Raw genomic sequence first — 20,766 nt, forward strand, 5'->3', positions numbered from 1 at the left:
TCCGGCGATGCGTTGCGAATTGAAGGCGTGGGAGGGGACTTCCACAATTCGGTCCATCGGTGGGAGGCCCCATCGAACACCCCCAACCTTCATCTCCACTCGCATGTCCTACATCCTCAAATCCCCCACCACCGAACCTACAGGTGAAGCCGACAATGCCCACGTGCGCTCGACTGTCGAGAGCATGATCAGCGACATCGCAGCACGCGGCGCAGACGCGCTGCGCGAATACTCCGGCAGGTTCGACAAATGGGCACCAGAAAGCTTCCGCCTCGGTCAGGCGCAGATCGAGGCCTGCATCGCCGAACTCACGCCGCAGCAGGTCGCGGACATCAAGTTCGCGCAAGCACAGGTGCGCAAGTTCGCGGAACACCAACGTGCCTCGATGCTCGATGTCGAAGTCGAAACGTTGCCGGGCGTCGTCCTTGGTCACCGCCACGTTCCGGTAGGCACCGTCGGGTGCTACATCCCGAGCGGCAAGTACCCGCTGGTCGCATCGGCACACATGGGTGTGGTCACCGCGAAGGTGGCGGGCGTCAGGCGCGTCATCGCCGTGTCGCCCCCCTACGAGGGAAAGCCAAGCGCAGCCGTCATCGCCGCCATCCACTTTGCAGGCGCGGACGAGATCTACTGCATTGGCGGGGTTCAAGCGATCGCAGCCATGGCCCTGGGCGTCGGCGAGTTTCCGGCCGTGGACATGATTGTCGGCCCGGGCAACGCCTACGTGGCCGAGGCAAAGCGTCAGCTGTTTGGCAAGATCGGCATCGACCTGATCGCGGGTCCCACCGAAACGCTGATCGTGGCGGACGATAGCGTGGACGGGGAGCTGGTTGCCACCGACCTGCTGGGGCAGGCCGAGCATGGGCCGACCTCACCCGCCGTACTCGTCACCACTTCGGAGAAACTGGCGCGGGACACACTGGCACAGATTGAGCTCATGCTCGAGAAGCTCGACACCGCCCCCATCGCACGGGTCGCATGGGACAACCACGGCGAGATCATCGTGTGCGAAACCGACGAAGAGATGCTTCGCGAGGCCGATCGGATTGCGTCCGAGCACGTGCAGGTCATGACCCGCGACCCGGACTACTTCCTCGAGCGTCTGCAAAACTACGGGGCTCTGTTCCTCGGCGCTCGCACCAACGTTGCCTACGGCGACAAGGTCATCGGCACCAACCACACGCTTCCCACCTCGGGTGCCGCGCGCTACACCGGCGGCCTGTGGGTCGGAAAGTTCCTCAAGACATGCACCTACCAGCGGGTCACGACCGACGAAGCATCGGCCATGATCGGCGAGTACTGCTCGCGTCTGTGTGCCCTCGAGCATTTCACCGGCCACGGCGAGCAAGCGAACATTCGCGTACGCCGCTATGGCCACCAGACCATCCCCTACGGTCACGCCGCGCCTTGACCCGCTGATCGTCCAGACGCTCGATCAGTTCTGCCCGCGGCCACACGACGTCGGCGACGGGGAAAAAGAACGGACCTGTTGAAGCCTTGGCCGGCGCAGCGAAAGCACTTCCATCTCATGCCCCGGCACGCTGTTCTTCACGCCGCTTCGCTGCCCTCCTCTTTTTCCCCCAGCTTGCGATCTTGGCGGTCACGTTGTGGCCGACCAGGATGAACTTCTTCTGCGGGTCGGTGAAGTAATGACGGCCCGTTGGGAAATACTGAACATCGAGCCGAGGATGAAACCCGACGGGGCCAAGAAACTCGCCCAGCAAGGCCACCTTCAAGGGCTTGTCGCTGGAGGACCTCATCGCGACCTCGCCGCCCGCAGCCCGCAGGCGCTTCACGCCGATCCTCCCGTGGCCCTCCAGGAAGACCCGGAGCCTGTCCATATCCTGCGATTCACACATGCGCCCCTCCATCACCGTGCACGCCGTCGGTCGCAGGGTTTGAATCCAGGAGAGCAACCCTTCAATCGTCCTGACTCCGCACTCAACTCTTCTTTTGATTTCCGCCAGATTCCCCAGGGACCAATCCAAGTCCTCGATCTCGCTGTCGTAGCCCCTGTAAGACGTTTTCCACATGACCTCCTCCGGCGTGATCGAGCTCAGCTCTCCTGCGGGATAGTGAAAAGCGCCTGCCCATCCGGTATGGACGTTGTACCCGCCAATGAGCGCGCACGAATACAGATTCGAAGTCGTCACGCGCAAATCACCTTTGCGCGTCCTGGAATCGTATCCAGGAGCCAGAATGCCCTGGCCCATCTCGATGAAGAACGCCGCCATGTTCCATCCTTCTTGGCATGTAGCCATCCAACGAAACCGGACGCGCCGTGGATGCAGCGCAGCACCGGGAAATGGTACCCAACCGCTGGTGCAGGGCAACCGAAGCATCGGTACTCGTGCGTCGGCGACGGTCTGCTAGATCGATCCGCGAGCAAGCCAAGCACGGATTGCCTGGAGCCATCTTGCAATGCGCGCGAGTCACAACCCTGCCGCCATGCGCGCCCCCTTCGTCGTGGAGGCTGCCGCCCCAGCGGTCCTCGGCTCGCTGCCGCAGATCGGGGCACGAGCTATTGAAGCTTCACAGCACGTGCACCTGATCGTTGAACAGCTTCAATACATACCCTCGGCCGCGCACCGTGTGAAGCAGCTTCAAGGGGAACGGATCGTCGAGTTTCTGGCGAAGCCTCAGAACGCCCACCGTGACCAAGTTGTCCCTTTCGCTGGTGCTTGATCCCCACACGGTCTTGATCAGCTCCGCGCGCGACAACACCTGCCCCCTGTGCGCCATCAGCACGTCCAGAAGCTCGAAGAGCGTCGAACTGAGGCTGAGATCGACGCCCTGACGAAAGGCCTTGCCGCTTGCGCGGTCGATGGCCAGGTCCGCCAGCCGCACCACGCCCCCCTTCAGGTAGCGATCGCCGGACGCTAGCGCCCAAGCGCGCTCCACCAGATCGGCGGGTGCACACGGCTTGACCAGGTACTCGGTCACGCCCTGCGCCAGTCCTTCCAGGCGTTCGGCCACCGGGTCTCTTTGCGTCAGCACCAGCAGCGGTGCACTGCTGCTGCGCCGGACGGAACGTATCGCCACATGGGCCGCCGTCGGTTGCACGGCGTCGACAAGGATCAGCGCGTACGGCTTGCCCGCGACAAGCCGCGCACGAGCATCGCAAGGGTCGAGCACATCGACGGTGAAGCCGCATCTTCCGAGCATGCCACCGAACTCGTCGTACCTCGCGTGTTCGGATTTGAGCAACAGGACATTCATGGGTTGGGGCCCTCTGCAGGTGCCGAAGCCGCTGTATCCGAAGCATTCGGGGGCGTGTCGGCTTGCTTGTGCGCGCAGCCATCCAACAGAAAGACGCCCACCACGAGCGCAAGCACAGCGGCATGGGCGACGGCGAAGTTGGAGAAAAGGTTTTTCATTGCTTGTCGTTTGCCCTTGTTGGCTTCAGTCGAGAAGAACGATGCGATCGCTCGCTGCGGGCCGGCAGCCTGCAGGAACAGGCTCCCAGCCGCGGTGCACCACGACCTGCCCGCCGTCGTGACACAGCTCGATGCGCTCGGTCCCGGCGCGTTGCTGTTCCCGCACGAAGGCTTCCACGGTCGACGGCAGGCTGACGCGCAGCTTCAGCGCATAGATGTCGTCCACAGGGTGGTCGTCCAGGTGCAGCAGCGGCACGAAGTTCGACGCGAAGACGAGTGCGTGCGAACCGACATCGACAGGCTCTGGCCTGTAGGGCACGTCGCGCAGCCATTGCTGGGCGCGCTCGCGCAGGTCGTCCCCGTCGGGCAACTTGCCCCACGCGACCGCGAGCAGCTCCATGACCCACTGGTTGCAGTTCTGGTAGCGCAGGCTGAACGGATAGGCATTGGCGCTGTAGCGCGCGGCAAGCAGGTGCAGGGCGCGCGGCGTGTCGAGCGCCGCATTGCGCAGAGCCCGTGCCGCTTCTGAGGGCAGCGACACGATGGAGACGTAGCCCAGCGCCGGGTCGTCGATGCCCATGACGAAACCGGCCAGGCCCTGGTCGTAGAGGCGCGGGTGCCCTTCGTCGCAGGCGTAGTACAGCTGCCGCGCGAGCCAGGTGCCGTCCGCGCCTTTCCAGGCGATGGCGGCGTGGGAGTAGCGGATGCGAAAGCGAGAAAGATCGAGGCCGGAGCGACTGATCAGCACCGTGTCGCTACCGGTCTGTGACAAGGCTTCCTGCAAGACGGCGGCAAAGCGTAGCACGCGATCCTGTTGACTGGCGTCGAGCGGGGTCACGCGATCGCACAACTGCAAGGATGCAGGGGCCGCGTCCGCAACGCGTGCCGTGAAGGTGCAGATCACCACGAAACCCGTCAGCGCAAGCCGGCAAAGGAAGACCCAAGACATGGTCAGAGACTCACGGGACGCGCCGCCAGTCCGCCGTACCAGTCGTCGGCGAGCACCAGGTAGAACGCCTCGCGCGAGTCGCCACGTGCGAAGGCGGTGCCGTAGGCGCGCTGTTGTGCATGCACGAGGTCGCCGAGCCCCAGGCGCTCCTTCGCGAACGTGGCCTGCGGCAGTTCGAGCACGAAGCGCCGCTGCGCGTCGCTGTCGCTCTGCATTGCGACACGTGTGAAGCCCTCACGGTCACCGGCCTGTGCGATCTCCGTGATGCGGTAGTCGCCCTCGGCCACCTTGCCGCCGTCGAACGAGCTCCTGCTCGACCCGCGCAGTGAGTCGGACACGCTGCCGCTCGACGCAGACCCGGCACTGGAGGCCGCGGACGAGGGGAAGCTGCCCGCGTGGGCACTGAAAGCCGCGACGAGCAATGCTGCGCTGCCTGCAACGCGGAAAAGGTGAGGAAAGGTCATGGAATGCTCCGGTTGTGAAAAGAGAGAACGAGGCCTCTTCGCACGGAAGAGACCGGGCCCGGTTCGACGGGCACCGCAGGAAGGTGCACTGCACTTGACGCAGGTCTTGCGCGGCCGGGCCGTATCGCCAGCGGCTTGCACGATGACGCGATGATGAATTTCGTCATTGCAGCCGGACGGCCGGCTGCTCGGCGCCCGCTTTCGAACACGCGCGAGCGGGTCATCTGGTGACGGTCTCGAAACTCAGCTCACCCATCTTCTCGGCAACGGACTTGATGCCCTGGAAGGGGTTGCGGTGGTTGTACTCCAGCGGTGATCGCTTCCCATCGACCACTGCAACAGCCTTGATCTCATCCTTCAACGCAAAGGCCAGCGGCCCCGCAACCACCGAGCCGAATCGCACCACCATGCTGCGCTCCGAGTAGTCCTTGATCGTCAAGGTGATCTGCTTGTCGTTGGCGATCGGAACACCCGCTTTCGCTGCCGCCACGGCATAGCCGGTGCGGATCAACTCTGTGACCTCCACGGGCACTTCACATTTCCCGCAATCCGTCGTGACGGCGATGCCGGGCACGCTTTTTGGCAGAGCCTTCGGGGTTGTTTGCACATCCGTTGCGCAGCCTGCCAGGAGCGAGGCGATGGAAATCGAGGTCAATGCCACCAGTCGAGAGAAACAATTCATGATGCTTTTGTTGATAGAGGGAATACGGCGCCGCAGGCAGATCGTCGCTGCGGGGATCGTCTGTTTTCGGTGCTGATCTCAACACCGATGCCAGTGATCCAACGAGCTGCTCAGCTGCTCCAGGGCAACTTAGGAACGCTTCTGTTCATCAGCGTTCGGCAGCGTTAACCAAGGTAAAAGATGGCCTCGGCGAAGCAGGAGAACGGCGATCCGGATGCCAGACACCGCACGCTTGTGCACGGGGACCGGACCGGGCACCCCACCGACGGACGTCGCATCCGCCAAACACATCACTCGCGCAAGTGACGTCACGTGACGCGCGCCTCCTTCGCATCACATTTCGTCATGCTTCACCATCGCCTTCGCTTGTGCAGCGTCTTAAGCTGGACCTCCTTTCATTCAAGGAGTGATTCATGGCGATAGCGAAAGCGCGACTGGTCTTCTGGCTCGCAATGGCGATGCATGCGAGCACGTTCGCGCAGGTGGCCGTAAGGCCCGGTCAGTGGGAATTGACGGGCTCCTTCAAGGGGTTGCCCTTCGGCGATTCCTCGGAGCGTGTTCGAACCACGTGCCTTTCGGCGGCAGCGCTCGGCGCCGTCCCGGAGAAGGCGCTGATGGAGGCCGCGCCTCAGCCCTCGGACGACGCCTCGAAGCCGCCCCCAAAATGCGAGTACTCCCAGGTTCGGCGCGAAGGTCCTACCTCTTCGTGGACATCGACCTGCGAAAGTCCGACGATGACCGGGGCCGGAAGCGCAACAACGCAGCCCGACCAGGTAAGCCTGCAGGAAACGCTGGAAATGAAGTTCCTCGGCACCCGCACGATCCAGCACACCGTGAAGGCGCGCCGGCTGGGAGATTGCACCTAGTCGCCTTGCGCAGGAGGGGCAGTCCGCCTTCGGCTGCGAAGGCAGCCACGGGGCGGCCCCCCGCGCGCCTCGCATCATCGGACTGTGATGATCCGTCCGCCGAGCCGGCTCAGTGGATCCGGCCATGATCACGGGCCGCCATCCATCGCCGCCGCGGGCCCGCACTGCTCACGACAAGGAACGCAAGCGGCCAAAACGCCCAGGCCGCATCGACCTTGGCAAGGCCTCCCCGCTGTCAAGAACGGCGATCGGGCGTGCCAACTCTTGGCGCCGTTGTTTCAGGTCGGCCGCGTGGCGGCGAGAACCTCACCAGCCCCGAACAAGGGACCGACACCGGCGATCGGCCATGAGGGGCATCCGGTTCGGCATCCGGCACCCGATGCTCAGATGGCTCGTCTGCCGATCCCGTCAGGCACGAAAACATACCCGTGCTTGCGTACGGTCTGGATGTACCGTGGATGGGCCGGATCGGGCTCCAGCGCCCGGCGCAGGCGAACCATCGCGGCATCCACCGCGCGCAGAGAGACCTTTTGCTCGCGCCCATGCGACACGGCCAGCAGCCGCTCCCGAGAGATCGGAACGCCGGCGTTAGTGGCCAACTCGGCAAGCATCGCGTACTCGACCGTACTGAGCACGCGAATTTCGCCACCGCAGTCCAAACTGCGCTGCCCGACCTGGAACACGCAGGCTCCAATCGGGATCGAGGCGCCCGTCGCGAGCGGCGCACCCGGCGTGAACGCGGTGCGCCGCAGCACGGCCCGCACCCGAGCGACGAGTTCGCGCGCGGAGAACGGTTTGCTCAGGCAGTCATCCGCGCCCATCTCCAGGCCGAGCAGCCGGTCGATCTCCTCGTCGCGAGGCGTGAGGAAGATGATGGGCACCTTGTCGCCGTCCGCCCGCAAGCGGCGGCAGGCATCGAGCCCCGACATTCTCGGAAGCCGTGCGTTCAGCACGATCAGGTCGGGGCGCACGCGGTGGATGCGACGCAGCATCTCCTCGGCGCTTGCCATGGGCGTGCTCGCGACGCCCTGCTCCTCGAGGTAGCAGCAGAGCATGTCCCTGAACGCGACGTCGCCCTCCACCACGAAGAGATGATCCGGGCGCCCGAATTCCATCGGTGAAGCTTCCTTGCTCATCGGTCCGCGATGCCACCGGCATCTTCTTGCGTTGCAAGCGACTGCATGGGCCGGGCCGCTCAGCTCTCGGTGACCGAATCGCGTGCAGGCACATCCGGTTCCCGGCGCGCGATGGCGCGCCGAAGCACCTGCAGCAAGTCGTCGACGAAGGTGAAGACGACCGGCACGACGAGCAGGCTCAACACCGTCGAGGTCAAGAGGCCGCCGATGACCACGATGGCCATCGGCTGACGGAAGCTGGGCTCCGCCCCGAGGCCGAGGGCGTTGGGCAGCATGCCCGCCCCCATGGCGATGGTGGTCATCACGATGGGCCGCGCCCGCTTGTGGCAGGCGTCGATCAGCGCCTCGAAGCGCCCGAGGCCGCGCTCTCGCCGCGCCAGGATCGCGTACTCGACGAGCAGGATCGAGTTCTTCGTCACGATGCCCATCAGCATCAGGACGCCGATGACCACCGGCATCGAGAACGCCTGGTGCGTCAGCCACAGCGAGAACAGCGCGCCGACCAGCGCCAGCGGCAGGGCCGACAGGATCGTGCCGGGCTGCAGGAAGTCGTGGAACAGCAGCACCAGCACCGCGTAGATGCAGAAGATGCCGATCGCCATGGCGGTACCGAAGCTCTGGAACAGTTCGCTCATGCGCTGCACGTCGCCCTGGTCGACGCTGCGAACGCCAGCAGGCAGGGCGCGCAGCGCTGGTAGCTGCATCGCCTCGAGGCGCACGTCACCGATCGCGCGGCCATTGAGCTCTACGGTCAGCGTGATGTTGCGCGAGCGGTCGAGGCGATCGATCTGCGAGGGTCCGCTGCCGAGCGTGACCTCGGCCACCGAGCCCAGGCTCACGCTGCCGTTGCTGCCCGGCACGCGCAGGTTGGCGACGGTGCCGAGGTCGCCGCGCAGCGCCGGGTCCATGCGCACGCGGATCGCGATCTGGCGCTGCGGCAGGTTCAGCTTCGGTAGGACCGTCGAGTAGTCGCCGTAGGTTGCCAGCCGCACCGCGTCGCCAAGCGACTCCGAGGTGACGCCCAGCGAGGCCGCGCGCGCGCTGTCGGGGCGCACCTGGATCTCCGGGCGCTGCAGCGCGGCACTCGACGTGACGTTGCCGATGCCCTTGAGCGTGCGAAGCTGCGCCTCGGCCTGCTCGGCAGCGCGCGTCAATGCCTGCGGATCGTCGCTGGCAAGCGTGATCTGCAGTGCTTCGCCGCTGTTGCCACCGCCGACCGAAACACGTACGCCGGGGATCGCTTGCAGCAACTCACGCATCTTTGCTTCCACGCCCGACTGCTTGAGTTGACGCTCGCCACGTGGAACAAGATTGACTGTCAACGTCGCACTCGTCAGGTCTGCCGAAGATGACATCACGGGTCCTCCCGAAGTTGTCGCGGTGCCGGCGGAGATGAAGACGCCGCGCACCTCGGGCAGCGTGCCCAGCAGCTCTGCGGCACGGCGACTCGCCGCCGCAGTCATCTCCAGCGTGCTGCCGGGTGCCAGCTTGATCGTCACGACGCTCTGGGCTTTGTCCTGCGCCGGCATGAAGGCAGTGGACAGGCGGGTTGCAACACCGGCCGTGGCGATGAAGAAGAACACCGTGGCAGCCACGACGGCACCGCGATTCGACAAGGTCTTGCGCACCCAGCCCAGGTAGCGCGTCATCAGCGGACCATCGGCATCGCCGTGCGCCCCCGCCTTCACCGGCTTCATCAGGTAGGCGGCCATCATCGGCGTCAGCAGCCGCGCGACGAGCAGCGAAACCAGCACCGCGACCGATGCGGTCACGCCGAACTGGCGGAAGAACTTCCCCGGGATGCCGCTCATGAATGCCGTCGGCAGGAACACCGCGACCAGCGTGAAGGTGGTGGCGATGACCGCCAGGCCGATCTCGTCGGCCGCTTCCATCGCCGCCTGGTAGGGCGTCTTGCCCATACGCAGGTGGCGCTCGATGTTCTCGATCTCGACAATCGCGTCGTCGACCAGGACGCCCACGACCAGCGACAGCGACAGCAGCGTGATCGTGTTGAGCGAATAGCCCGCCAGCGCCATGAAGCCGAAGGTCGGAATGATCGACAGCGGCAAGGCGGTCGCCGAGATGAAGGTCGCACGCCAGTCGCGCAGGAACCACCAGACAACGACGATCGCGAGCAGCGCGCCCTCGATCAGCAGGTGCATCGAGCCCTCGTAGTTGTCTTCGATCGGCGCGACCGTGTTGCTCGCCTCTGCGATGCTGACCTCGGGGTGTGCCTGCCCAAAGCTGCCGACCGCAGTGCGCACGGCGTTCGCCACACCGACGTCAGAGTAACCGCGCGACCGCGTCACCTGGAAGCCGATGACAGGGCGACCGTCGATGAACGCGAGCGTCGTGGGGTCGGCGCGAGCGTCGCTGATGCGCGCGATCTGGTCCAGCCTCACGTAGCGGCCATCCGCGAGCGGCACGGTGATCGCAGCGATATCGGCCGGGGTGCCGACGGTCGCGATCATGCGCGTCGACTGCCGCTGGCCGCCGATGTCACCCTGCCCCCCGGAGCTCTCCTTCTGCGTCGACTTCAGCCTGCCCGACACGTCCGAGGGCGTGACGCCGAGGCCTGCCATCAGCGTGGGGTCGAGATCGACATGCACCTCGCGGTCCAGGCCGCCGACGCGGGCGACCGACGCCACCCCCTTCACGGCCAGCAACGCCTTCGTGACGTCGTTGTCGACGAACCAGGACAGGTCCTGCTCGTCGAGCTTGTCCGATGCGATCGTGTAGGTCAGGAAGGCCGAGCCCGCCGTCGTGAGCTTCGACACCGTCGGCGAGGCCATGCTCGACGGCAGCTCGGCGCGCACGCTGTCCACGGCGTTGCGCACCTCGCTCAGGGCCTCCTCGCCGTTCTTGTCGATCTCGAAACTGACGCTGATGGACACCGAGCCGTCCGTGATCGTCGTCGTGACGTGGTCCAGCCGGCTGAGCGAGGCCAGCTTGTCCTCGATCTTGCGCGCGACCTCGGTTTCGAGCTGCGAGGGTGCGGCGCCCTCCAGCGTCGCTGCGATCTGCACCGTCGGCAGATCCATGTCCGGAAAGTCCTGGATCTGCAGCTGCCGGAAGCCGATGAGTCCCAGCACGGTGAGCAGCGCGAAGAGCAGCAGCGCCGGCACCGGATTGCGGATCGACCACGAAGAGAAGTTCATCGCGCCGCCTCCTGCGCCGCGCCGTGCGTTTCCGTCGACTGGACCACGGTCACCTGCGCCCCCTCGGACAGGAAGGCCCCGCCTTCGGCGACCACGCGCGCATCGGGGGGCAGGCCCTCCACCTCCACGCGGCCGTCCTGTCTGCGGCCGGTCGTCACCGGGCGGCTGCTGACCTTGCCCCCGGCGCCCAGCAGGTAGACATAGGCGCGGCCGTCGCGCAAGGTCACGGCCGTCTGCGGAAGCGTCTGCGCCGCGCGGGGGTCGAGCTCGATGACCCCGTTCACGAACGTGCCGAGCCGCGCCGGACTGTTCGCCTGGAGGCTGACGTAGACCGTCGCACGGCCGGTGCTCGTGCTGAGCGTCGGGCCGACCAACCGCACGCGCCCTCTGGCCAGCTCACCGTCAGGCAATGTCACCCGCACGCTCTGACCTGTGCGCAGGCTCGACACCTGGCGCGCATCGAGCTCCGGACGCCACTCGATGCGGCCCTGGCGCACCATGCGGAACATTTCGGCACCCGCGCTGACGACGTTGCCGAGCACCGCGGACTTCGACGACACGACGCCATCGTCGACGGCGACGATGCGGGTCTGCCGCAGCTTCAGCTGGATGCTGTCGAGCTCGGCCTCCGCAGACGCAAGCGACGCGCGCGACGTCGCCTCGCTGATGCGGTAGTCCTCCACCTTCTGCGCCGACAGCGATCCGCTTTCTTCGACCATCTTCGCGCGCCGCAGGTTCGAGACTGCCTGCTCCAGCGACGCGCGTGCCTGCGCGACGGCGGCCTGCTGCTTGCGCTGATCGGCCTGCAGGCTCTCGCTGGCCAGCCGCGCGAGCAGATCGCCGCGCTTGACCTTCGCCCCCACGTCCACCGAGAGTTCGGCGATGCGCAGTCCGCCGGTCTCGGGGCTGACGATGATCTCCTGCCAGGCAGCGAGCTGGCCGCTGGCCTGCACGACGTCGGGCCAGTTCTCGGTCTTCGGCGCGACCACGCTGACGGTCAGCACGCTCGGGGCCTTTGCGTCCGCCGTCGGTGCGGTGGACGCCGTCTTGGGACGTTCGAGCCAAGCGACGGCACCGACCGCCAGCGCCACGGCCAGCACACCTGCGCAGATGCGGAATTTTCTATTCGAGAGCAGAGTCTTCATGAGTTTGATTTCGATGCTTCCACCGGCCCGCCGGTTTGCGATGCGGGCAACGCGGACGCACCCGCCTGCCAGCCTCCGCCGAGTGCCTTGTAGAGGGAGATCCAGTATTCGACGCGGTCGCGCTGCAGCGTGATCAGGCTGATCTCGGCCGACAGGGCCGACCGCCGCGCCTCCTCCAAGGTCAGCAGACTCTCGAGGCCCGCACGCCAGTTCGTCTCGGTGGCCTGGAAGTAGCGGCGGTAGTCGTCGGCCGCGCGCTGCGCCTCATCGACGCGGCGCGCGGTGCTGTCCAGGTTGACCAGCGAACGCTCGACCTCCTTCACCGCGGTGCGCACGCCCTGCCGGTAGTTGGCGAGTGCCGTCTGGTAGTTGGCACGCGCGGTGACGACGGCGGCGCGGCGCTTTCCCCCGTCGAACAGCGGTATCGAAAGCGAGGGACCGAGCGACCATGTCGTGAGCGCCGAAGCGCCCGGCGTCGCCGAGACGGAGATCGATCCCGAGAGCGACAGGCTCGGGTACAGGTCGGCCTGCGCCACGCCGATCTCCGCGCTGCTCGCGGCCAGCTCCCGTTCCAGCGATGCAAGGTCAGGCCGCTGCCGCAGCACATTGGCAGGCACGCTTTGGACCTCCAGTCCGGCCGGCAGGGGCAGGCGGCCGCTGCCGGTTCCATCGCCGGTCTTGCCGCTGGACAGCAACGAGCGCAGCATCTGCTCGTCGCGCCCCGTCAGATCGACAAGAGACTTGACGAGCAGATCGCACTGGGCGCGCTGCGACAACAGCGTCGAAGTCGTGCTCGCCAGGCTGGCGCGCGCCAGCGCAGCATCGGACTCCGAACTGAAGCCCGCGCGCACCGCGACGGCCGTTGCCCGCTCGGTCTTTGCCGTCGAGACCCGCTCGCGCTCGTAGGCATCGACGAGCAGCTCGCAACCACGGTACTGCACATAGGTGTCGACCACCTCCGCCGCGAGTGACACACGGGCATCGTGCCAATCGGCCACGCGTGCGCCGGCGCGGGCCTCAGCCGCCTCGATGTTGTTTCGCACTTTGCCGAACAGGTCGATCTCCCACGCCGCATCGAGGCCCGCGCTGCGTGTCGTCGTCGTTGCCAGTGCGCCCGATACCGACTGCTGCCGCGCGCGGGTGACCGATGCGCTGCCGTCGAGGCTCGGCAAGCCGCTCGCCTGAGAGGTGGTGAGCGTGGCACGCGCCTTTTCAATGGCGGCCCACGCCTTCACGAGGCTTGGACTGTCGCTTTCCGCGATCGCGGTCAGCTGCGCAACGACGGGGTCGTCGAACTGCCGCCACCAGTCGCGCATCGCGCCGACGCTGCCGCCATGCGGCAGCACGGCCTGCCAGGCAGGAGGAGTTTCGAGCACCGGCTCGGAGTAGGTACGCCTGGTGGCGCATGCTGCAAGCACGAGGCTTGCAGCACCCAGCACGAGGACGGTGAAAAGACGGGTTGCCAAGGGAAGATGCGTAACGCGAGTGAGAAGGCGCGAATCTTAGGAACGCCCTCTGTTCACCTCGGTTCAGAGACGTTAAGCTGGGTAAAAGTCCAGGCACCGATGCGCGCCGGGCCATCAAACGGCGCGATACTGCAAGTCCTATTCACGACCGTCCCATGCCTCGCGTACTTCTTGTCGATGACGACATCGCCCTTACTGAGATGCTGTCGCTCTATCTTGCGCGCGAAGGTTTCGACGTCAATGCAGTGCAAGACGGCGAGAGTGGCGCCGCCGAGGCGGTCCGCGGCGCATACGCGATCGTCGTCCTCGACATCATGATGCCGCGCATGTCGGGCGTGGAGACGCTGCGCCGCATTCGCGCCACCAGCCAGGTGCCCGTGCTGATGCTCACGGCGCGAGGCGAAAACATCGACCGCATCGTCGGCCTCGACATGGGTGCGGACGACTATGTGCCCAAGCCCTGCACGCCCGCCGAGCTGGCCGCGCGCATCCGCGCGATCCTGCGCCGCACCGGGGTGCGGGAGCCGGCCAGTACACAACAGGTCAATACACGGATGCTGCAAGTGGGGGAGCTCACGCTGTGGCCCAGCAGTCGACGTGCGTTGTGGTGCGGCAAGCCGCTGGAACTGACAGGCACCGAGTTCAGCCTGCTCGACGTATTGGCGCGTCATGCCGGACAACTCGTCAGCAAGGACGCCATCTCGCAGCAGGCCTTCGGCAGGCCCCTGGCGCGCTTCGACCGTCGCATCGACGTGCATATCAGCAGCATCCGCCAGAAGCTCGGCACGCGCTCGGACGGCCAGTCGTGGATCCAGAGTGTGCGCGGCAGAGGCTATCAGCTGCTGGAAGACTAGCCATGGCGCCACGACGCCGCCGCGATGGACCTGGCCGCCTCTTCTGGAAGCTGCTGCTCGCGATCGTCATGTGCATGGTGCTGGCCATCGGCGGAACGGTGGGCTATATGCAGCTCACTGGCCATGCGCCACCGCCACCTGAAGGGATGGCGATGTGGGGTCCGATCCCGATAGTTCCGTTCTTGTCGGCCGTCATCGCGGTGCTGTTCATCAGCCTCGTGTTCGCGTGGTACCTTTCGCGTCCCCTGCGCCACCTGAGCTGGGCCCTCGATCGTTTTGCCGAGGGCCGGCTGGACACCCGGGTCGAACCGCTGATGAGCGGCCGGCGCGACGAGATCGCCGACCTCGCGCTCGACTTCGATCGCATGGCTGTGCGGATCGAGCAGTTGGCGCAGGCCAACCGCGCGCTGATGCACGACATCTCGCACGAATTGCGTTCGCCGTTGACCCGCCTGCAGGCCGCGATCGGCCTGCTGCGCCAGGATCCATCGCAGACGGCCGTGATGATCGAGCGCATCGAACGCGAGAGCGAACGCCTGGACATGCTGATCGAGGAATTGCTGACGCTGCATCGGCTGGACGCGGGCTCCGCCGGCGCACCGCGGCAGCGCGTCGACGTCATCGAGCTGCTGCAGGCCATCGCCGACGATGCCGGCTTCGAGGCCCACGCATCGCAACGGACGCTGCAGCTCGATGCGCCGGGCAGCTTCGTGATCGAGGCACACGGCGAGCTTCTCTACAGGGCGTTCGAGAACGTCATCCGCAATGCGCTGAAGTTCAGTCCGGCGGGCAGCGAGATCGGCGTGGAGGCGGTCATCGACGAAGGAGCCGAGGCGCTCGTCACCACCGTGCGGGATCGCGGCCCCGGCGTGCCGCCGGAGATGCTGCAGGCGATCTTCGAGCCCTTCACGCGGGTCGAAGGCAGTGAATCGGTGCGCGGCACCGGCCTGGGCCTCGCGATCGCACGCCGATCGATGCTGCTGCATGGAGGCAGCGTGGAAGCCACCTTGCGCGAAGGGGGCGGTCTCGTCGTGACGCTGACACTGCCAGCACGCGGGTGATGAACTGAAGCGTCGGGGCAAGGCCGACGTTGATTTTTACCCTGCTTAACGTCGCTGAACCGTGGTGAACGTGCAGCGCTCCTACGATCCTTGAACGCTTGAGCAGACTGGCTGAGGGCAGCCACGTTGCACTTGAGCGATCAACGGATGCCTTCATGCCCAACAAAACGCCACTTCTTGACCTGAGGCTTGCAGCCACGGTCGCGTTCTCTCTGTCTGTGCTGCTTCTGTCAGCTTGTGTGCCCCTGGCGCCCCTTCCCCCACCGGTGCCAGTGCCTGCTCCCGTCCTGCTGGCACCACCGGCGCCGGTTCCGCTGGTACCAGGACCTCTGCCGGGACCGATGCCTCGGCCTTGATGCGCCCGTCCTGCGTTCGACCCCAGGCGCCCATGCCGGAGGCCGATCACTCGATCCATGTTTGCCTTTCTGCCCCCTTCCAGAGACCTGTCCATGCCATTCACGCCTGAGCAAGCCCGACGCCCCAGCGGCGTCGCTGCCCCGCAAACGCTGTCGGCCATCCTGCTTGCAGTTGTCACATTGGCCCTGTGGCTGCTTCTGTCCGCAGGCGCCGCCGCGCAACCCGTCCCGGTCGGGCCCGATCCGTTCGCGCCGGTCCCGCCGCCGCCTGTCCCGCTCGCTCCGATCCCGCCTCCACCGGTTCGGCACCCTTTGCCTCCCCCCCCACCCGTTCCGCTCGCACCCGTTCCCCCGCCCGTGGTTGCGCCCCCGGCGCCGCCGCCCTACTACAACCAAGGCGCCGTCATCATCGACGTGCCACCGCCAGCCCCCTATGAGGAGGCCCTACCGCCGCCGCCGTTTGCCGGCGCCATGTGGATCCGCGGCTACTGGGGCTGGGCCGATGGCCGCCATGAATGGGTGCCCGGCCGATGGGAAACGGCACGCCCGGGCTACAGGTACCGCTCGCCGGCCTGGGTGCGGGATGGCCGGGGCTGGCGCCTGAGTCCCGGCGGCTGGACGCGTCGCTGACGGCGGCAGGGTGTGCGCGGAAGGAACCGCCATGCACGGATCGAGCGACTACTGGATAGGCGGGCAGCCTCCCGACGGCCAGCGGTGGTCCTGCGCCGAGTTCGGCACGGTACTGGACGACGTCGCCACGAGGCAGGCCCTGTTCGGGATGCATGGACGCTACGTCAGGCAATGGAATGCCATCGAGCTCGACCCGAAGCGGAGCCTTCTCGAGCACACGTATCAGGTGCTCGACGCGAAGATTCTCGCGGCCGACGGCAGCTTCGTCCTGCATGGCCGGGCCGACTACCAATCCCACTGGATTCTGGAGATCCTGTTCCGGCGCGGCTTTAAGGAGTTCTACCCATGGACGCTCGAGCGCAATGCCATGCGCTCAACTGCGGACATGCGCAGCGTGCATCTGCACTGGTCGGGCAGCGGCAGGGAAGCATTCGCGCGGTGGCTGGAAGAGGAACAGGCCCCCCCCAGGGAACCTGCGTCCGGTCGATCCATTCTGGTCGGCATGTGGCAACGCCTGCGGGCCATGCAGCCCCGTGCCCGCAACGCGGAAGAAGTCCCACGGCGCGCATGACCCATCTCATGGCCGGCCCCATGACCTTCACCTGGCGGAATGCCGCCCGTGGACGAAGGGCGGCCGGATCTTTGCATATCTTGACACAGGCAGACATCGCTTAACGCATCGCCCTACGACAGTAGGACGATGCCAAGCCATCTCCGATTTCCATGTCATCGCAGGAGTGCTGCCGCAATCGTGGGATTGCTCGGACTTGCAGCGTGCTCCATGCGAACCGATGTCCCCGTCAAGGACAGCATCCCCGCTCCCACGGCCTCCGTCGCTGCGCCCTCGTCGCCATCGTCCACGAAGACACCCGCCGAAGCTGCCGTCTGCAGCGTCGATCTCTACGGCGACTCGATCATGCATGGCGGCTACAAGGGCAACCTTCGCCTGGCCGAGCCACCCGCGGCCACGCTGAAGCGCCTGCGGCCCCGCTATGCCGTGCAGGACTTCTCGCTCAATGGCGAGACGGCCACCCTGCGGGCAAAGACATTTGGAAGCGAACCCCGGACAGGGCGCTTTGTCGTCATCGAGCACGGGATCAATGACACGATGCAGCGTCTTCCACTCGAAGTTTCGTTGCGCTCGATGATCGAGACCGTTCGCCGCGAAGGCCGGGAACCCATCCTGACGGGACTTTCCCGGCAGCCGGTGTCGATTCCCGGGCGGACTGCGGCGAATCAATCCATCCGTCGACTGGCCTCCGACTTGCGCGTTCCCTTTGCCGATTGGGATGCCGTGAGATTCACGCCCCAAGAAATGGAGGACGTGCTGCATCCCTCGAAGCCATACTCGGACCGGCTGGTGAAAAGCATTGTCGAAGTCCTCGACCGGCTCGCACCCGAATGCGTGTGAAGCGGCATCGCTGACGTCGGCAGATGCGGTCCTTCGGATCCCCTGACCGGCCTGCCTGAACTCCGTGGCCAGGCCTCCTTGAACTCGTTGACCACCCCATGAGGCGCCAGGCCGTCCTCAACGCCGCTCTCGCACCTCTTTAGCACGCTCGAGCGATCTGATGCAGCCAGCCCATGGACATCACACACGGTGCCTGCGTCGAAGGCACTTGTCGTTGAACTGCGACCGTCATCATCGGCCGGTCCACGCGTCACACCATCCATGCCGGCCGCGCTTCGGTGCCTGCATCCGGCATGAAGCCACCAACCTCCACAGCGCAGGGGACTTGCTCACTGCTCCCGCAGGGGCAGGAAGCCCGCACTCCAGGCCCCCGTCGTGTGCTCAGCGCCGCGCAGCACGCAGTGCCTCGCTGCGTCGGGCGAAGCGGGCGGCCCACTCTTCCGCCGGCATGAAGCTGGGGTCCGAGCGCACCACGCGCTCGGTCTGGGCCCAGATCGCCTCGTCGGCCTCGTCGAGATCCAGCGGATCGCCGTGCGGCTGGCTGACGTACCACGGCGTGTCAAGGTACACCTCCACCGTGTTGTCCTCCGGGTCCATGCAGTAGATGGACAGCGCGTTGCCGTGGTTCAGGCCACGCATCTTCGTCGCACCCAGCGACAGCGCGCGGCCGCGCGCTTCGCGCAAGTGGTCGATGGTCTTGACCTTGAACGAGAGCTGCATCACGGTGCTGGGCGCGTTCGCGGCACGACCTCCAGCCAGCACCAGTTGGTGATGCTGGTCATCGCGCCCACTCAGGAACACGAGTTCGTAGCGGAAGGTACCGCCGATGCCTCGGTCGGTTTCCTGCATGTCGAACACGCCCGTATAGAAGCGCTTCATCACGACCAGATCGCGGCAGAAGATGCCGCAGTGCGACAGATTGGGAATGTAGGGTGCGCTCACGATGGCCTCGGGCTGAATTCGGTGGGATGCGGGTGGATTCAAGGAGCCAGGACGAGCTTGCCGAGCGAGCCACCGCGGTCCAGCAGCTCGTGCGCGCGCCGCGCCTCGGCCAGCGGCATGCGGGTGGCGCGCGGCGCACGCACCTTCCCTGCCGCCATCAGCGCGATGGCGTCCTCCATCAACCCACGCGCTGCGCTACATCGCTGTCGACGGTGTGGATCGAGAAAGTGCGGATCGCCAGGCTCCGGCCCAGCAGCTTGCGCAGTTCGTCGAAGACGTCGTTCGCGGGCGGGCCCGAGAGGATGTTGTAGGACACCGCCATGCCGAAGGGCGCGAGCGATCGCAGGCAGGCGATGAAAAGCGCCCCGCCGACGTGGTCGAACGCGAGGTCGGCGCCGCGTCCGTCGGTCAGCGCCATCACGCGTTCGGGTAGCGTCGCCGGATCGCCGTCGATGACCTCGCTCACGCCGTTCTCCAGCGCGAAGGCGCGCTTTTGCTCGGAAGAAGCCGTGCCGATCACGCGCAGCCCGCGCGCACGCGCGACCTGCGCCAGCGCGGTCGCGACGCCGCCTGCGGCACCCGGTACGAGGATGGTCTGCGCCGGCAGATTGCCATTGCTCGCGAGCAGTGCGATCGCGAGCTGGAAGTTGCCCAGGCTCACCGCGTCGCCGGTCCCGCAGCGCATCTCGCTCGCCGATGTGGCGCGTGCCACCGGCGCCGCGCTGGGGCGTTTCGACGGCGCCGAAGTGGCACGCGCGCTGGGGCGCTTCGAGGCCTCCTACGTGGGCAGCGAAGAGCACCCGACGATCGCCGACATCAGCGAATGCCTGTTCTTCTCGCCTGGTGACGGACGCATCTGGCTGCAGGACCAGCGCATGGTGCTGCTGCACACCGAGGCGCTGGGATCGCTGCGGCGCGAGCTGATCGACAGCCTGGGCCAGGAGAAGGCCCGGGGTCTGTTCACGCGCGGCTACGTCAGCGGCGCACGCGACGCGCAGCTGGTGCGCGCGCACTGGCCGCAGGCCGAGCCAGCCGCGGCCGCCATGGCCGGCACACGCCTGCATGCCCTGGAGGGCGTGGTGAAGGTCGAACTGGTGCACGCACGCTACGACCCCGAGACCTCGGACTACGAGGGCGAGTTCATCTGGCACCACTCGAGCGAGGACGACGAGCACATCGCGGCATACGGCATCGGTGGTTCGCCGGCCTGTTGGATGCAGGTGGGCTATGCCACCGGGTACGTCAGCACGCTGTTCGGGCGCCTGGTGGTGTTCCGCGAGGTCGCCTGCCGCTCGATGGGCGAAAGCCACTGCCGTGTGATCGGTAAATCCGCGGAGCGTTGGGACGACGTGGAAGAGGACATGCGCTACCTGCGAGCGCGGGACTTCGTCGGCTCACCGCAGAACGGCGGGTCGGCGCCGCAGGCGGCGCAGCTGCCCGCAGCGCAGCGCAGCGCAAGAACGACGCGATGGTGGGCGCCTCCGCCGCCTTCAACGCGGCCTGCCATCTCTTGCATCGCGTGGCGCCGACCACGGCCACGGTGCTTTTCACCAGCGAGTCCGGCGTCGGCAAGGAGAAGTTCGCCAGCATACTGCGCAGCATCAGCGCGCGACGTGACAAACCCTTCGTCGCGGTGAATTGCGCGGCCATTCCGGAGACGCTGATCGAGTCGGGGCTGTTCGGCGTGGAGCCTGGGGCCTACACCGGCGCAGGCGCGTCCCGGCCGGGGCGCTTCGAGCGCGCCCATGGCGGCACATTGTTCCTGGACGAGATCGGCACACTGAGCTACGCGGCCCAGGGCAAGCTGCTTCGCACGCTGCAGGAGTGCGAAGTCGAGCGCGTGGGCGGCACGCGCAGCATTCGGGTCGACACGCGCGTCATCGCGGCCACCAATGTCGATCTGCGCCAGGCCGTGCGCGAAGGCCGATTCCGCGACGACGTGCCTCTTCTGATGAGCCATTTCCTGCAGCACTATGGCCGCAAGCACGCGCGGCAGGTTTCGGGCTTCACGCAGGCCGCGGTCAAGGCGCTGCTGAACTACGACTACCCCGGCAACATCCGCGAGCTGCAGAACCTGATCGAGCGCGCCGTGATCGTCGCGCCCGAAGGAAGCCTGCTGGAAGTGCATCATCTGTTCACGAGTGGCGAGGCACTGGACAAGAACGTGCTGTCGGTCCGATCGGATGGTCGCCTTGCCGGCACCGGCGGCACGCTTCTCTCCCAGGCCGGGCCCGCAAGCCGCGCCATGCCGGATCATTAAGAGGCCGGT

General features: G+C 66.3%; 20 protein-coding genes and 1 pseudogene. 9 read left to right on the top strand and 12 right to left on the bottom strand.

What is annotated here, in order from left to right; translation table 11 throughout:
- Positions 1–103: 103 nt before the first annotated feature.
- Complete coding sequence (gene hisD / locus ABL840_RS20575) at positions 104–1,411, top strand: histidinol dehydrogenase (RefSeq protein WP_093307803.1); 1,308 nt, start codon at positions 104–106, stop codon at positions 1,409–1,411.
- A gap of 115 nt (positions 1,412–1,526) precedes the next feature.
- Here hisD and ABL840_RS20580 read toward each other — a convergent pair whose 3' ends face one another.
- The 5 genes from ABL840_RS20580 to ABL840_RS20600 all read right to left on the bottom strand — a co-directional run bounded on the left by ABL840_RS20580 (position 1,527) and on the right by ABL840_RS20600 (position 5,472).
- Positions 1,527–2,234: a hypothetical protein gene (locus tag ABL840_RS20580; RefSeq protein ID WP_093307804.1), complete on the bottom strand. Its 708-nt coding sequence runs from the start codon at positions 2,232–2,234 to the stop codon at positions 1,527–1,529.
- A 298-nt stretch (positions 2,235–2,532) separates the two neighbouring features.
- The gene (locus ABL840_RS20585) at positions 2,533–3,219 is read right to left on the bottom strand and encodes a response regulator transcription factor (protein ID WP_093307806.1); all 687 of its coding nucleotides are present in this window, start codon (positions 3,217–3,219) and stop codon (positions 2,533–2,535) included.
- Positions 3,220–3,402: 183 nt separating this feature from the next.
- Positions 3,403–4,326: a DUF2145 domain-containing protein gene (locus ABL840_RS20590; RefSeq protein WP_093429413.1), complete on the bottom strand. Its 924-nt coding sequence runs from the start codon at positions 4,324–4,326 to the stop codon at positions 3,403–3,405.
- Positions 4,327–4,328: 2 nt separating this feature from the next.
- Complete coding sequence (locus ABL840_RS20595) at positions 4,329–4,790, bottom strand: hypothetical protein (protein ID WP_093307714.1); 462 nt, start codon at positions 4,788–4,790, stop codon at positions 4,329–4,331.
- 220 nt (positions 4,791–5,010) lie between these two features.
- The gene (locus ABL840_RS20600) at positions 5,011–5,472 is read right to left on the bottom strand and encodes a hypothetical protein (RefSeq protein WP_418115952.1); all 462 of its coding nucleotides are present in this window, start codon (positions 5,470–5,472) and stop codon (positions 5,011–5,013) included.
- Between the two features lie 413 nt (positions 5,473–5,885).
- On the opposite strand from ABL840_RS20600, the gene ABL840_RS20605 reads away from it, so the two are divergent.
- Positions 5,886–6,338 (top strand): DUF3617 domain-containing protein, encoded by a 453-nt coding sequence (locus ABL840_RS20605; protein WP_093307718.1) that lies wholly within the window; start codon positions 5,886–5,888, stop codon positions 6,336–6,338.
- Between the two features lie 383 nt (positions 6,339–6,721).
- Here ABL840_RS20605 and ABL840_RS20610 read toward each other — a convergent pair whose 3' ends face one another.
- From ABL840_RS20610 to ABL840_RS20625, 4 genes are all read right to left on the bottom strand, one after another.
- Positions 6,722–7,453, bottom strand: a complete 732-nt coding sequence (locus ABL840_RS20610) for a response regulator (RefSeq protein ID WP_093307720.1) — start codon at positions 7,451–7,453, stop codon at positions 6,722–6,724.
- A gap of 80 nt (positions 7,454–7,533) precedes the next feature.
- Positions 7,534–10,632, bottom strand: a complete 3,099-nt coding sequence (locus ABL840_RS20615) for an efflux RND transporter permease subunit (RefSeq protein WP_093307722.1) — start codon at positions 10,630–10,632, stop codon at positions 7,534–7,536.
- Complete coding sequence (locus tag ABL840_RS20620) at positions 10,629–11,777, bottom strand: efflux RND transporter periplasmic adaptor subunit (protein WP_176947670.1); 1,149 nt, start codon at positions 11,775–11,777, stop codon at positions 10,629–10,631. The genes ABL840_RS20615 and ABL840_RS20620 overlap by 4 nt, the downstream gene beginning before the upstream one ends.
- On the bottom strand, positions 11,774–13,243 hold the full coding sequence (locus ABL840_RS20625; RefSeq protein ID WP_093307724.1) for an efflux transporter outer membrane subunit: 1,470 nt from the start codon (positions 13,241–13,243) through the stop codon (positions 11,774–11,776). Before ABL840_RS20625 ends, ABL840_RS20620 begins: the two co-directional genes overlap by 4 nt.
- Before the next feature lie 155 nt (positions 13,244–13,398).
- Between ABL840_RS20625 and ABL840_RS20630 the strand changes: the two genes are divergently transcribed.
- The 5 genes from ABL840_RS20630 to ABL840_RS20650 all read left to right on the top strand — a co-directional run bounded on the left by ABL840_RS20630 (position 13,399) and on the right by ABL840_RS20650 (position 17,555).
- Entirely contained in the window at positions 13,399–14,097 is a 699-nt protein-coding gene (locus ABL840_RS20630; protein ID WP_093307725.1) for a response regulator transcription factor, read from the top strand.
- A gap of 2 nt (positions 14,098–14,099) precedes the next feature.
- Positions 14,100–15,158, top strand: a complete 1,059-nt coding sequence (locus ABL840_RS20635; protein WP_093307727.1) for a HAMP domain-containing sensor histidine kinase — start codon at positions 14,100–14,102, stop codon at positions 15,156–15,158.
- Between the two features lie 713 nt (positions 15,159–15,871).
- Positions 15,872–16,144 carry a YXWGXW repeat-containing protein gene (locus ABL840_RS20640; protein WP_176947671.1) on the top strand — a complete coding sequence of 91 codons (273 nt, stop codon included), beginning with the start codon at positions 15,872–15,874 and terminating at the stop codon, positions 16,142–16,144.
- 31 nt (positions 16,145–16,175) lie between these two features.
- The gene (locus ABL840_RS20645) at positions 16,176–16,715 is read left to right on the top strand and encodes a hypothetical protein (RefSeq protein WP_093307731.1); all 540 of its coding nucleotides are present in this window, start codon (positions 16,176–16,178) and stop codon (positions 16,713–16,715) included.
- A gap of 210 nt (positions 16,716–16,925) precedes the next feature.
- Positions 16,926–17,555: an SGNH/GDSL hydrolase family protein gene (locus ABL840_RS20650; RefSeq protein ID WP_176947672.1), complete on the top strand. Its 630-nt coding sequence runs from the start codon at positions 16,926–16,928 to the stop codon at positions 17,553–17,555.
- Positions 17,556–17,936: 381 nt separating this feature from the next.
- On the opposite strand, the gene ABL840_RS20655 is transcribed toward ABL840_RS20650, so the two are convergent.
- From ABL840_RS20655 to ABL840_RS20665, 3 genes and pseudogenes are all read right to left on the bottom strand, one after another.
- On the bottom strand, positions 17,937–18,497 hold the full coding sequence (locus ABL840_RS20655) for a VOC family protein (protein WP_093307735.1): 561 nt from the start codon (positions 18,495–18,497) through the stop codon (positions 17,937–17,939).
- A gap of 38 nt (positions 18,498–18,535) precedes the next feature.
- Entirely contained in the window at positions 18,536–18,847 is a 312-nt protein-coding gene (locus tag ABL840_RS20660) for a zinc-binding dehydrogenase (RefSeq protein WP_418116373.1), read from the bottom strand.
- Positions 18,775–19,182 (bottom strand): annotated as a pseudogene (locus ABL840_RS20665) (zinc-binding dehydrogenase); the annotation flags it as partial. The gene ABL840_RS20660 and the pseudogene ABL840_RS20665, both read right to left, overlap by 73 nt.
- Between ABL840_RS20665 and ABL840_RS20670 the strand changes: the two are divergent.
- A complete protein-coding gene (locus ABL840_RS20670) occupies positions 19,145–20,134 on the top strand; it encodes a XylR N-terminal domain-containing protein (RefSeq protein ID WP_418115953.1) in 990 nt (329 codons plus the stop codon). The pseudogene ABL840_RS20665 and the gene ABL840_RS20670 overlap by 38 nt on opposite strands.
- Entirely contained in the window at positions 20,017–20,757 is a 741-nt protein-coding gene (locus tag ABL840_RS20675; RefSeq protein ID WP_418115954.1) for a sigma 54-interacting transcriptional regulator, read from the top strand. The genes ABL840_RS20670 and ABL840_RS20675 overlap by 118 nt, the downstream gene beginning before the upstream one ends.
- Positions 20,758–20,766 lie beyond the last annotated feature (9 nt).

The sequence above is a fragment of the Variovorax sp. NFACC27 genome (assembly GCF_048301545.1).
In the GTDB taxonomy this organism is placed as follows: Bacteria; Pseudomonadota; Gammaproteobacteria; order Burkholderiales; family Burkholderiaceae_C; genus Variovorax; species Variovorax gossypii.